This window comes from Enterococcus sp. AZ080, from assembly GCF_051714945.1.
Classification (GTDB): Bacteria; Bacillota; Bacilli; order Lactobacillales; family Enterococcaceae; genus Enterococcus_B; species Enterococcus_B pernyi.
In genome coordinates, this window is record NZ_JBIOSV010000001.1 from 1,030,261 (window position 1) to 1,043,742 (window position 13,482).

At 37.4% G+C, this 13,482-nt stretch carries 14 protein-coding genes and 1 pseudogene; 10 read left to right on the top strand and 5 right to left on the bottom strand.

Translation table 11 applies throughout. The features are described 5' to 3' along the window. Positions 1-27: 27 nt before the first annotated feature. From IGK01_RS04885 to IGK01_RS04900, 4 genes are all read left to right on the top strand, one after another. Positions 28-1,293 carry an ABC transporter substrate-binding protein gene (locus tag IGK01_RS04885; RefSeq protein ID WP_010735826.1) on the top strand — a complete coding sequence of 422 codons (1,266 nt, stop codon included), beginning with the start codon at positions 28-30 and terminating at the stop codon, positions 1,291-1,293. A gap of 219 nt (positions 1,294-1,512) precedes the next feature. Beyond that, on the top strand, positions 1,513-2,409 hold the full coding sequence (locus IGK01_RS04890) for a carbohydrate ABC transporter permease (RefSeq protein ID WP_438840528.1): 897 nt from the start codon (positions 1,513-1,515) through the stop codon (positions 2,407-2,409). A gap of 13 nt (positions 2,410-2,422) precedes the next feature. Then, on the top strand, positions 2,423-3,259 hold the full coding sequence (locus IGK01_RS04895; protein ID WP_019724157.1) for a carbohydrate ABC transporter permease: 837 nt from the start codon (positions 2,423-2,425) through the stop codon (positions 3,257-3,259). Positions 3,260-3,271: 12 nt separating this feature from the next. Then, complete coding sequence (locus IGK01_RS04900; protein ID WP_062805430.1) at positions 3,272-3,940, top strand: DUF624 domain-containing protein; 669 nt, start codon at positions 3,272-3,274, stop codon at positions 3,938-3,940. 135 nt (positions 3,941-4,075) lie between these two features. Here IGK01_RS04900 and IGK01_RS04905 read toward each other — a convergent pair whose 3' ends face one another. Next, positions 4,076-5,296 (bottom strand): MFS transporter, encoded by a 1,221-nt coding sequence (locus tag IGK01_RS04905; protein WP_349520185.1) that lies wholly within the window; start codon positions 5,294-5,296, stop codon positions 4,076-4,078. A 464-nt stretch (positions 5,297-5,760) separates the two neighbouring features. Between IGK01_RS04905 and IGK01_RS04910 the strand changes: the two genes are divergently transcribed. The 6 genes and pseudogenes from IGK01_RS04910 (at position 5,761) to IGK01_RS04935 (ending at position 9,046) form a co-directional block, all read left to right on the top strand. Next, entirely contained in the window at positions 5,761-6,168 is a 408-nt protein-coding gene (locus IGK01_RS04910; protein WP_096081457.1) for a hypothetical protein, read from the top strand. After that, a complete protein-coding gene (locus tag IGK01_RS04915; RefSeq protein WP_194928341.1) occupies positions 6,165-6,461 on the top strand; it encodes a hypothetical protein in 297 nt (98 codons plus the stop codon). The genes IGK01_RS04910 and IGK01_RS04915 overlap by 4 nt, the downstream gene beginning before the upstream one ends. Then, positions 6,442-6,849, top strand: a complete 408-nt coding sequence (locus IGK01_RS04920; protein WP_438840529.1) for a hypothetical protein — start codon at positions 6,442-6,444, stop codon at positions 6,847-6,849. The genes IGK01_RS04915 and IGK01_RS04920 overlap by 20 nt, the downstream gene beginning before the upstream one ends. A 9-nt stretch (positions 6,850-6,858) precedes the next feature. Beyond that, a pseudogene (locus IGK01_RS04925) lies at positions 6,859-8,095 on the top strand (lipase). A 9-nt stretch (positions 8,096-8,104) separates the two neighbouring features. Then, positions 8,105-8,410, top strand: a complete 306-nt coding sequence (locus IGK01_RS04930) for a hypothetical protein (protein WP_023519445.1) — start codon at positions 8,105-8,107, stop codon at positions 8,408-8,410. A 372-nt stretch (positions 8,411-8,782) separates the two neighbouring features. Then, on the top strand, positions 8,783-9,046 hold the full coding sequence (locus tag IGK01_RS04935; protein WP_010735819.1) for a hypothetical protein: 264 nt from the start codon (positions 8,783-8,785) through the stop codon (positions 9,044-9,046). A 206-nt stretch (positions 9,047-9,252) separates the two neighbouring features. Here the strand turns inward: IGK01_RS04935 and IGK01_RS04940 are convergent, their stop codons facing one another. From IGK01_RS04940 to celB, 4 genes are all read right to left on the bottom strand, one after another. Further along, the gene (locus IGK01_RS04940) at positions 9,253-9,855 is read right to left on the bottom strand and encodes an alpha/beta hydrolase (RefSeq protein WP_010735818.1); all 603 of its coding nucleotides are present in this window, start codon (positions 9,853-9,855) and stop codon (positions 9,253-9,255) included. 20 nt (positions 9,856-9,875) lie between these two features. Next, positions 9,876-10,853, bottom strand: coding sequence for a ring-cleaving dioxygenase (locus IGK01_RS04945; RefSeq protein WP_438840530.1), 978 nt, complete (start codon positions 10,851-10,853; stop codon positions 9,876-9,878). A gap of 251 nt (positions 10,854-11,104) precedes the next feature. Next, complete coding sequence (locus tag IGK01_RS04950) at positions 11,105-11,827, bottom strand: GntR family transcriptional regulator (RefSeq protein ID WP_023519447.1); 723 nt, start codon at positions 11,825-11,827, stop codon at positions 11,105-11,107. A 303-nt stretch (positions 11,828-12,130) separates the two neighbouring features. Further along, positions 12,131-13,402 (bottom strand): PTS cellobiose transporter subunit IIC, encoded by a 1,272-nt coding sequence (celB, locus tag IGK01_RS04955; RefSeq protein WP_010735815.1) that lies wholly within the window; start codon positions 13,400-13,402, stop codon positions 12,131-12,133. Positions 13,403-13,482 lie beyond the last annotated feature (80 nt).

A 13,482-nucleotide genomic window follows, 5' to 3' on the forward strand; every position in this document is an offset into this window, starting at 1 on the left:
GATGAAAGAAATGGAGGGAATTGGAATATGAAGTTTTGGAAAAAAAGTTTAGTTACTGGATTACTTGTTAGTGGAGGGCTATGGTTGGGGGCCTGCGGAAATGAAAACCAAGCACAAGATCAAACGGACGGAACGGTGTTGACAGTCAGTACATGGAATTATGATACTACGCCAGAATTTGACAAACTTTTTCGGGCATTTGAAAAGGAAAATCCTGGGGTAACAGTGAAACCAGTAGATATTGCTTCAGATGATTATGATACGAAATTGACCACGATGTTAGCTAGCGGAGATTCGACAGACGTGTTGACGATGAAAAATCTCTTGTCTTATTCAAACTATGCATTAAGAGATCAATTAGTCGATCTATCTTCACACATCAAAGATTTAGACACAGACCCTGCAATGGAAAGCTACGAGATGTATGATATTGATGGAAAAACCTATGCGCAACCGTATCGTACAGACTTTTGGGTGCTTTATTATAATAAAAATTTATTTGATGAGGCAGGATTGCCTTATCCAGATAATTTGACTTGGGAAGAATACGAAGAATTAGCGAAAGAACTTTCAAAACCAGAAGAGCAAGTATACGGTGCATACCAACATACGTGGCGTTCGACTGTTCAAGCGATTGCTGCTGCGCAAAATAATAAAAATCTGGTGGAGCCAGATTATGGATTTTTAGGTGAGTACTATGACCGTGTATTGCGGATGCAAGAAGACCAAGCACAGATGGATTTTGGTACGGCCAAGTCGACGAATGTGACCTATCAATCTCAATTTGAAAACTCCAAGGCAGGCATGATGTATATGGGCTCTTGGTACATGGGCGCTTTGTTGACTAATATCGATGCTGGAACAACAGATGTGGAGTGGGGGATTTCTCAAATGCCACAAAATGAAAAAGGAAAGGAAATCCAAACATTTGGGTCACCAACAGCCTTTGCAATCAATAAGAACTCGAAAGAACAAGAACTAGCGCAAAAATTCCTTGATTTTTGTTCGGGTGAAGCGGGAGCTAAAGTATTAGCAGAAGTAGGTGTAGTACCTTCTTATCGAACAGATGCGATCAATGAGTTGTACTTTAGCCACAACGGAATGCCAAATGACGAAGTCTCACAAACAGCTTTCAAGCCGGAGAAAATCGCTATTGAGTTTCCAGTGGATGAAAACGGACCAGCTATCGATAAGATTTTACAAGAAGAACATGAACTGATTTTAGTAGGAGACGAAACACCAAAAGAAGCAATTGGTAATATGGAAAAACGAGTAAAACAAGAAAGTGAATAAAAAGGTGTGTGGCAATTTTGTCTTGAAGGTGTAAGATTTCTTTCATTTTCATATCAAATAAATAAGGGGGATAAATGATTTTCCTCCGCTATCTTGTCAACTATATGCTGAAGGTGCTTTCTCTGCGCCTTCAGTGTATAGCTAACAGGAATACCTGTTATTGCCTTTAATGAAAGGGGGAGCGTTAAAAGAACCAATTGGTTCTTTTAACATCAAGCTATGGAAGTAACGAAGTCAGCTTCACGTAAACTAAAACGTAAAAATACATTGATTGCTTGGTCATTTATTGCGCCAAATTTTATTGGATTTTTGATTTTTACTTTAGTACCTGTTGTTTTTTCATTGATTTTAGCCTTTATGAAATGGGATTCCTTTAGTACACCCGAATTTGTTGGTCTGCAAAATTTCACTCGCATGTTATCGGATGATACATTTTGGCTCTCTCTTAAAAACACCTTTTTGTATACGATCGGTGTGGTTCCGGTGACATTGGTATGTTCATTGGGCTTGGCCATTTTATTGAATCAGAAAATCAAAGGAGTCAAATTTTTTCGGACAGCTTTTTTCTTTCCGTATGTCACATCATTAGTGGCAATCGCAGTGGTGTGGAGTATGTTGTTCCATCCTACTATGGGACCGATTAACCAGTTTTTACGTGTGGTTATCGAAAATCCCCCTGGTTGGTTGTCTAGTTCAGATTGGGCATTGACAGCGATCATTATCGTTAGTGTCTGGCGAGGAATGGGGTACTACATGATTTTATACTTAGCTGGCTTACAAGGGATCTCGAAAGAATTGTACGAAGCAGCTGCAATGGATGGTGCGAATAAATGGAAACAATTCATCCACATCACCGTGCCTGCATTGCGCCCAACAACCTTTTTTGTGACGATCATGTTGGTTATCAACTGCTTCAAGATTTTTGACCTTGTTCAAGTGATGACTGATGGAGGACCGGGGCGTGCGACCAATGTGTTAGTTTATCAAGTTTATAGTGAAGCGTTCGTAAAATTCAATTTCGGTTATGCTTCAGCGATTGCTATGGTCTTGTTTGTCATCGTCCTTGTGATTACAGTCATCCAGTTTAAATGGAATCAGATCCGAGAGAAAGTGTAAAGGAGGAAAACGGATGAATAATCGATCAGAAAAAAAATCATTTCATAAAATTTTAGTATTTACGTTACTTCTAATTTTTTCACTGCTCACTTTGATCCCTTTTATCTGGATGATCTCTGCGTCATTCAAAGCAAACAATGATGTCTTTTCGGTTCCGATCCAATGGATACCTAAAACCTGGCATCCAGAAAACTATTCGGTCATTTGGACACGCATTCCATTATTGACCTTTTTCAAAAATACAGCTATTTTAAGTATCGTGATTACGCTGATCCAGTTATTTACATCAAGCTTTGCTGCTTATGGATTTTCCAAAATGCACTTTAAAGGAAGAAACCTCCTTTTTCTTGCATATATTGGTACGATCGCTGTTCCATGGCAATCCTATATGATCCCACAATTTATCATGATGCGGCAATTAGGATTATCTGATACGTTACTTTCTTTGATTTTGTTACAAGCATTTAGTGCGTTTGGCGTATTTTTATTGAAACAATACTATAGTAGTATTCCCGATTCACTTTGCGAAAGTGCAAGAATCGATGGATTATCCGAATGGGGCATCTATCGCAGGATCATCTTACCATTGACTAAACCAGCTTTGGCTAGTTTGACGATCATCACTTTTGTCAATACATGGAATGACTACATGGGACCTTTTATTTATCTGTCATCTACAGAAAATAAAACGATCCAATTAGGATTAAAAATGTTCGTCGGATTGTATGATACGGAATATGCCTTGATCATGGCAGCGTCTGTGTTGTCTGTTTTACCAGTTGCGATCGTCTTTTTAGCCATGCAAAAATATTTTGTTGAAGGTATTGCTTCTTCTGGGGTCAAAGGATAGAAAGGAAAGGCTATGTTTAAAAAGCAAACATTTGAAACGAATGTTTACATGAAGCTGTTTCGTTTAGCATATAGTTTTCTGGCGGGTAATTTATGCTTATTACTTGTGAATCTCCCATTTTTTTTAGTCGTAGTAACTACTGCAATCGATATCAGGAATAGCCTCTTTTTCTTAGGAAGTCTGTTTTTTTTCTTACCTGCCACCATGACAACTTTTGCCTGGTTTGTCGAGGGAATCCAAGAAAATGAAGTACCAGTCAAAACTTTTTTTCAATTGTATCGCTCGTTATGGAAAAAAAGTATGTACTTAGGTGGTCCAGGATATCTTGTAATCGTGATTTCTTTTGTCGATATCCTGTTTTTCATGGACCAACCAATCGGAAAATGGCTCATTCCTTTCTTTTTTATATTCATTATCTTGGCCATTAATCTGATGATCAATAATTTTTATCTCCAAGTGAAAAATCCAGAAATCTCCATACGAAAAATCTACCATGTCTCTTTCTATTATGTAGTGAGAAAATGGTACATTAGTTTATTGAATACTGTGTTGGTGTTTCTTTTGTTGGTCGTGATGGTCGTTAAGCCCCAATTTGGTTTCTTGGTCACACCCTGCTTATTTTTAGGTTTGATTTATTTGAACTGCAAGCAGACGTATCGCTATCTAAATCAAAATAAGTAGCTGTTAACACATAAAAAATGAAAACGAATAGGCCCCCAAAGGTTAGACCAAAAAATCTAACTTTTGGGGGCTAATCATTTCAAATAGTATTCATTTATCGGTGGCTGGAAGATTTCGAAAAAAGGTCAATAGATCCTAAAATCGAAAGCTTTTTCCGACCAATAGCCATAGGACAAGTGGTATCAGCATAAGCCCACTTGCTATCATGATCCAATCGATTGAAAGCATATCTGCTAATGGACCTAGGATCAACATCGTAGCTGGAGAAGCACTACTGATCGCCATCGTTACTAAGCTCATAACACGCCCCATATGTGCGTTATCCGTTTTTGCTTGAAAGAATGAAACCATAGCAGTTCGTGAGATGGGCACAATAAAACCAATTGCTACCATCATGACGAAATACAACCAAAAACTTGATGTGATACCTAATATAAAAAAAGGAAGGATCAATAATGAATAGCCTAAAGCAATCGTTTTGATTTTATTTTTGAAACCTCCCCAAGTACTCATCACAGATCCTCCAACTAACATCCCAGCAGCAAAACCAATCTCAATGGCTGATAGCTGCCATAGTCCGTCATGAAAATTACGAGTGATTTGTAAAGGCGCTAAATTTGCAGCAGGTGTAGAAAATATACTGCCCATAAAACCAACAAGGATCAGTGCGAGCAGGATTTTATGAGTACGGAGGTATTTGATACCTGAGTTTATTTCGGATAACATGTTTATTTTATTTGTTTCTTGAGATTTCATTGGAGAAACTGTTACTCGAAAAAACAGCATAGTCACACCGATAACCGCTGTCACAAAGTCGATCATCAATATCATCTCTAAAGGTAAAACTGTCAGTAATGTTGCTGCTAATGCAGGACTTGCAAGCATCATCACAGCTTGGATCGTTTGATCAATGCCGTTGATCCGTACTAAGTGCTTTTCTTTGGCAATTTGTGGAATGAGCGAAGAGACAGCAGGCGTTTGAAATCCTTGACCTACAGAGCGAATGAATATCAGTCCCAATAATAAGAAAAGATTATGCTCCATTTCTTTGTTTATCATCAATAAAATCGCCATGAACAAAGAAGCAAGTGCAACGCAGCTATCAGATAAAATAGCGATTTTTTTTCGGTCGTAATGATCAGCAAGTGCTCCTGCAAAAGGCATGACCAGCACCATTGGTAAGATGCCAATAGCGTTCATCAAACCAACCATCGTTCCTGATTGGGTTGATAATGTGACATGCCAAATAATAGCATACTGTACCAACATCGTTCCGATCATTGAGATGGCTTGCGATGTTAGTAAGTATGCTATGTTCGTTTTCCAATTCTTTTCATCATAAATAATTTTTGACATTTGTATTCTCTCCCTTTTGATATAAATCATGTGTTTAACAATTTATATGCCCAAAAGGGTTTTTCGGAGAATGTGTCCTAATTGCTGTCACGAATTTATCATATCTAAAAAAATTTGTAAAGAACAAATAGGAGGGAAGTATTTATGCAAACGATTATGATACTAAAAAGATCTTTTATTAGGAATGTAATAAATAACAATGTAAAAATGATAGGATGAGTTGCGTAATAAATTGATCTAAGAGATAGTAGTGAAATTTAATCCTTAAATATAAAGATGAATCAACCGCATTGATTTTGGATTTTCCAAAAATGAGCAACTATTAAATAACGATTTATTTTGATGGAGAAGTAGCTGATAAATTGTTTAGAGGATGTTTCTCAGTTTTTCGTTTTTTGATTGTCTTTGACGTATCTATTAAATAGAGAAGCGAAACTTTATTTTTGAAAGGAAAAGAGGGATAGATGAGAAACCGAACAAACAAACAACTTGTAATAGGTATGGCAGTGCTGATCAGTTTGGTAATGATTGGTATCGGCGGGAAAGTATACATGGATAACAGGGAAGAAAGAAAAGCGCAAGAATTGTTAGCAGTAGAGAAACAATCGGTACGAGTATTAAAAAATACATTTGCGGATATTGCAGAGATAAAATTTGAAGGTTCTGCTAAAAATGACATGACTGGTTCGTATAGATTATTTGTAACAATGAAAAATCTAAAAGGACAATCAGTTTATTTTTCGTATGGATTTTGGAAAGAATCTAATAAGTTAGGGGAACTTGGTGTCGAGGATAGAGCAATACAAATAAAAGGTATTACTAAAAATAAAATAAGGGTGATTTATACTAGTGAGGAGGAAGAAGAGATTTGACAATTACAGACCAAGATTATCAAACTTATAGTGATGTCGTTTATTGGACAGATCCTAACAATAAAAAGAAATATGATTCTAGCTTAAAAGAAGGAGCTATACGCGACTTTAATGGTACCGAATTCAAAATACTAAAACTCAAAGAAAACTCTAAAACAGATGGCATGCAAGCTGTGGCAGTTGCTCCGTTGGACGAAAAAGGGAACGTTGATACTTCCCAATTAGTGATTTCTTATGCAGGAACAAATACATCAGATATTAAGGATATAGAAAATGAAAAAACGAACGAATAAACAACTGTTAATAAGTATCACAGTAATGCTTAGTTTGGTAATAATTGTAATTGGAGGGAAAGTATATATGGATAAGAGAGAAGAACGAAAAGCGCAAGAATTGTTAGCAGTCGAGAAGCAATCGGTCCAAGTATTAAAAAATACATTTGCGGATATTGTAGAAGTGAAAATTGAGGATACAGCTTATAACAATATGACAGGTTCATATAGAATGCTTGTTACTATGAAGAATATCAAAGACCAATCTGTTTATTTTTCGTATGGATTTGGAAAGCATAGCCGAAAAATGGGGGATTACGGAATAGAAAATAGCAGTGTACAGATTGAAGGAATTACAAAAAATAAAGTCAAAATAATTCATTCAAACGGTAAGGTGGACTATGTATGAAAATTACAGATAAAAATTACAGATAAAAATTATAACAAATTAAATGAAGTAGTGTATAGAATAGACCCTAACCATCTTTACTATGATCCTACTTTAAAAGAAGGAGAAATACGGAAATTTAGCGGGACTACATTCAAAATACTAAAACTTAAAGAAAACTCTAAAACAGATGGCATGCAAGCTATGGCAGTTGCTCCGCTGGATGAAAAAGGGAATGTTGATACTTCCCAAGTAGTGATTTCTTATGCAGGAACAAATACATCAGATTTTAAGGATATAGAAACAGATATACGAACGATTGGTGGTTTTTTTGATAAAACAGTTAGTCCGGGTTTTTCTATGACACCTAGTCAAGCACGTGTTTCAGGGCAATTGACGTCAGCTACTGAGTTTGCGAAAGAAGTATAAAGATGCCGAAATTTCTACAACTGGACATTCATTAGGACAGTATCTAGCCTTGTATGTCGCAGTTGAAAACCAATGGAAAAATGTTGGGTTCAATGGACCAGATCCTTACGAACTATTATCTCCAGAATCCAAAAAATGGATAAAGGAAAATCCGGGGATGTTGACGAATTATCGTAATCGTGGGGATGAATTGCTTGGCAATCTCATGGGAGATGGAACAGGCGCAGAAATAAAAATAAGCATGGAAATGGGGTTAATGAATCCGTTTGATTATCATGGTTTAGATATTTGGAGGTTTGATAAATACGGAAATCTGATCATTCCAGAGAACGACTATAATACGAAAGCAAGTATACAACAGGAAAAACATAAAGCAATGAGTGATTTCTCAAGTCATTTGGGAACGTTGAAAAAATGGCGTGAGAAGTTTACTGCGAGTGGAGGACATTTATCAGCGAATGAGCGAATTTATTTGAATCATAGTCAAACAAAGGTAGTTGTAGAAACAATGGGACGAAAGACTAAAAGTGCAATGGAAGAAGTCATTCGAATCAATCAGAGTAGTATTGAACGAATCGAAATGAATTGGGCAGAAGAGGTACGAAGAGCGGAACATGCTGCACCTTCTTTGACTGCTTGGGAAGTAAAAGAAACATTGGCATCTGTTGGCGTGACATGGGAAACACACGTAATGACGCCAAAGGAAAAGTGTCAACAAAGAATCCAAAAAGCCAGACGAAAAGGCGAACGCTATGACGAATTGGCGAAAGAAATCAAAAATAAAATCGATGATTTAGTCGCACGAGATCAAGAATTAGCCAATCGACTAAAGGGATGAGGGAAGAAAATGACGATTGAAGAGTTGCAAGCAGACTATCAGAGAAAACGAATCAAACTAGAAGAAGAGGAAGACTTGTTGCGATATTTCAACCGAAAAGGAGAAGAAGTAGTTGAACAATCTGAACAACTGTTAAGGCGAAGTCTAAATGGTTTAGCCCGTGATAACGAACCATTGATGAGAGCAAGGAAACAATATCAAATTGCAGAAGAGCAATATAAGACAGCATTAAATTCAGAACGACGTCAGTTACATCAACGATTTGATGATTTAGAACGAGAGTATCAAGCGGCTTATCGAAAGTTAAATCAGTGATAAAAGAGCAATAATTACATAAAAACATACCCACATGTCATTTTAAATGGATCAATAATGCGTAGCTTGTGGTTGAGGAGAAATTATACTAAAAGTTCATTCTGCTTTACTCAATGAAAGTGGAGTTTTGAAATTCGAATTTTCTATATTTGGCAATTGTCTCATATAGATTAGTCTATAAAAATGTATCAATCAAAAGAGGAATTTAAGAATGATTGAGGAGCGCTTTCGTTGGTTATAGCGTAAAGTCTCTCAAAAATAAGAGGTAGATAAGGAGGAAACTAGTTTGTCAAAATATATAATCTCTATAAATTAGATGTTAGATAACTTTATCTTGAGGAACTAATTATAGATTTTTGGCAACGGGAAGTCATGGATGAATTAGAAGATTTGTTAAATGAATTAAGAAAAACTTTAGAGCGATGGAATGTCCAAACTGTGGGAATTGCCATGCAGGGAAATTTAGCGGCAGAAAAGAAAACGACGGATAAAACCCATAAGGATGCGGTAAAGGAAGCGGAAAATTCATTTTCTAGTAGTCGTGATCAGTTAGAAAATTCTTTAAAAGGAGGATTTGCCAAAAAGGTAATAGAAGTATTCGATGAACAAGAAAAAGAATTGAAAGTGTTTGAATAAATCAGTGTTATCATGAGAATAATAAGTGTTAGTTTGGCGGGCTGTTCCTCTGTGTTTCTTTTTATAATTGATTTATCCGAACTGCAAGCTACGTCGTCCAACAAGTGGAGTTAAAATGTAAAAAAGAACTTGAGAAAACGATTTGTTTTCCCAAGTTCTTTTTCGATGTTGGATGATGGATTTCGTTTCAAAAAACACGCTATGCATTAGTCTAAAGTATCAAGCCATTGCTTGGCATGGGTCAACTCATCCATTGTCAATTGATGTCCTTGATCTGTGATTTGTGTTGTTACTTTGGCGCCTCGTGAATCAAATTCGCGAACTAAATGACTAAATGAAGTATTAGAAACGATTGGATCTCCTTCGCCAAAGGATAACCAGACAGAAGTGTCAGGGAGTTCTGATTTTTCCTGATAGTCATCTAAGGACATCGGGTGAAAGAAGAGCCCTTTTTTTAGTTCTGTCTGTTGAGCCAACATGATATGAGCGGCAATATTTGCCCCGTTTGAAAAACCGACAACGATCCAATCAGTTAATGGGATATCCTGTAAGTGACTGATTTCCTTGATTTTATTATATAGTTTTGTAGATTCTTCAGCTAAACTGTCATAGTCGAATTGGTTCAAGCCGTTTCTTTTGAAAAAACGATTCAAGCCTTGCTCGTTGATATTCCCCCTAAAGGATAAAAGCGTACTTTCAGGTGCAAGAAATTCTGCAATTTCCAAAAGTGAGTGTTCGTCGCCGCCAGTTCCATGAAGTAGAATCAATTTTTTTTGTGTTGCTTTTCCTTGTCTATAAAGATACTTCAAATGACTCACTCCTGTCGTCGTTAATCTACCCGTTTTTGGTTTGCATCACGCGTGTCAAAAGGTCGAACATACGCTTCGATTTCTTTTCTTTTTGCTTCTAATAATGGTGGCAAAGCAAGGATCTCTCCAGCTGTTTCAGCGGGTTCATCTCCAAAGAATCCAGGGCCATCGGTGGCTAATTCAAATAAGACATGAGTAGAAGCTAAGAAATACTCAGATTCAAAGTAAAAGCGATCAACAAATCCAGAGCTAGGTAGGGACGTTTGACTAATTTTATTGATCCAAAACTGTAGTGCTTCATGATCAGCGACACGTAAAGCGAGGTGATGGACATTGCCGTACCCTTCGATGGCCTTGGGTAGATCGGCACGATGTTCGACGATGATACTAGCGCCGTTTCCACCAGCACTAACTTCAAACAAATAAAAATCATCCACTTGTTCGGTTTCTTTAAAACCGAGTAAGGCCAGCAATACTGTTCGGATCGGCTCAAGATCACTCACACGTACGATGACCGGACCAAGTCCAGTGATTGCCACGTCTGTCGGTATACTACTGTTTCTCCAAGGAACACCCGCAGGAACGCCGCTATTTTTTTCATCCGAAATCAATTGATACGCTTGTTCATCGAAATCTTCAAATTCAAGATATTTCTTACCAAAACGTTCTTTGATCTCAGAATGAGTGATTTGGTATTTTTCAAAGCGAGCCAACCAATACTCTAATGCTGTATCGGAAGGGACACGAAAAGACGTACGTGCGATCGTATCCGTTCCTTTCGTTCCTTTTGGCTGGTTGGGAAAATCAAAAAAGGTCATATCTGTACCGGCAGAGCCATGTTCGTCGGTGAAATATAAGTGGTAAGTTTCAATATCATCTTGATTCACTGTCTTTTTGATTAAACGCATGCCTAAGATATCTGTAAAGAAGCGATAGATTTTTGCTGCGCTAGATGTCATTGCTGTCACATGGTGGACGCCTCTGATTGTTGTATCCATAATTTATCCTCTTTTCTTTTAACTTACAAAAAGTAAGTAAATGTTATTAAAGTTAGTATAGGGCGTCACCAAAAATTTTGCAATAAATATGTCTTGCTAGTTGAAAGAGAGGTTGCTTCTGGAATATTGTTCACTCGATTTAATGAGAGGAAGAGGTGTAGTCAGCTAAGACGATATAAAAAAGCAACGCTCACGATAGTAAGATCGTAGACGTTGCTTAGATGAAATGACGATAGGAAAAGTCAGAATGCTTATTGATTTCCACGGACATCCAACAGTGAATAATTGCGGACATCAAAGCGATTGCGGCTTGAGGAATACTCGATGGGTTGACCATCTTTTAGATAGACTACTTGCTGGACTTCAAGAACTGGATCGGTCTCTGCACAATTCAAATATTGTTGATCAAATGCAGAGCTTTTATCTGCTGAGATCGCGCGATAGGCTCCGGCAAAATGGACATTGAGTTCTTTGTGCAAATAATCATAGATCGATGATAGGAGATGCTCTTTCTTTAATCCTGGAACAAGTTGAACTGGCATAAAAGTATGTTCTAGAATATACGGTTCATCATCTAAGATACGTAGGCGATGAATATTATACACAGGCTGTTCCGCATCGATCATCAAGCGTTCTTGAATAAAAGCATTAGGAAACTCAACATCGAATTGAATGATCTGACTTGTCAGCGAGCGTTGTCGGCGTTTCATTTGTAAACTTAATCCTTCGTATTCATTAGCTGGAGAAGTATCTTTGTTTAAATAAGGATGGCTTAAAATCTTAGTTCCAGACCCTCTTTGGGAATAAACAAGTCCTTCCATGGCTAAGATGTTGATGGCTTTTTTGATCGTCATTCGACTAGCGTTGAATTCTTCGACTAGATCCACCTGATTTGGTAAAAAACTATTTGGTGGATATTTTTTTGAACGAATTCGATCTCTTAGGACATTTGCGATTTCTTCATATTTTGGCACGTTTTTCACCTCACTTTGAGTATAACGAAAGATCATAGCGCCGACAACCAATAAAAGCATGAGAAGCGCGGATAGCTTTATCAGAGAATTTACTTTTTAATTTTGGTACAGGAAATAGCTGACTGATGTTTTATAGAGGACAGTTGCTCATTGCGATCAATAAAATACCAATTTATGTATGTTTCAAAACTTAAAGAAGCACCCATGAAAATGCAACGAGCAAATTTTCGTGGATGCTTCTTTGATTATTGTTCGTGAATATGTTTATTTCAACTTCAAATACTACATTCCTTTAGTATAGGATCAAACAACATCCAAATCAGGTTGTTTATCTAAGATCATCAAGAATGGATACCAGATAACTGCAACGATCACAAAATCGATCACTTGGAGTAAGCCACCTAACCATGAGTTTGTGGCTAAGACACCACTCGCGATGATTGGCACTGTCCATGGAACGGAGACACCAGTTGGCGCTGGTACGATACCTGCTGCCATTACAAGGTAGTTGAACGTTGTTACAACTAATGGTGCGACAACCCAAGGAATCAAAATAGTTGCGTTCAATACGATCGGTAAACCAAAAATTGCTGGTTCATTTACGTTGAAGATTCCTGGTGCAAGAGCTAAACGACCGACATCACGATATTGTTTTTTCTTCAAAACAAAGGCCATCAATAGTACAACTGCTAAAGTCATACCTGAGCCACCGATTCCGACAGTGAATGTTTCCATAAATGGTTTTGTGATGATGTGTGGCAATTCTTGACCATTTTGATATGCCTCTAAGTTATCAAGCATTAGTGTGTTCCAAATCGGGTCCATCACAGAGTTGACAATGATTTGACCATGAAGACCAAAGAACCATAAGAATTGTACAAAGAACAAAGCAATTAAAGTTGCAGGTAAACTACTTCCTAAACCAGTCAATGGTTTTTGGATAACTTCGTAAACCACATCATGCAAGTTTGCGTGGAAGACACCAGTCATCACTGCATTGATGATCAAGAAGACAGTTAAAGTAACCACTGCTGGGATCAACGCAGCAAATGATTTCGTCACAGCTGGTGGTACGCTTGCAGGCATTTTGATTTGCCAACCACGTTTAGTGATTCGGCAATAGATTTCACCTGCGATGAAAGCTGCGATCATACCGATGAACATTCCTTTTGCACCTAAGCGATCAAGAGTCAACACACCTGATACTTCTTCGCCACCAACAGTTGTCATGACGAAAGGTGTTAAGATCAAGAAGCTGGCGAATGAGACAGCCCCTCCAAAAATACCTTCTACATCATATGATTTAGATAAATAATAGCCAATACCAAAAGTAACAAAGACAGACATGATACTCATTGTTGCATTTTGTCCATTTCCAAATAAGCTAGACAACGTTCCTTTAGTCGCATCACTAAAGAAAGGTAAGTTATTGAAAACGACAACAATCGATCCGAACATTGTTAAAGGAAACGACAACATAAATGCATCCCGTAACACTGTCAAGTAACGATTTTGCCCTAGTAGGTTCGCTAAAGGCATGATTTTCTGAGCAAGTTTATCCATAAAACCGTTCATTCTATTCACCTCTATTTAAATTTGCAATCGATTACAAAATGAGTATAACTTCATTTCAGTTAAATGTCTAGTCATTTATT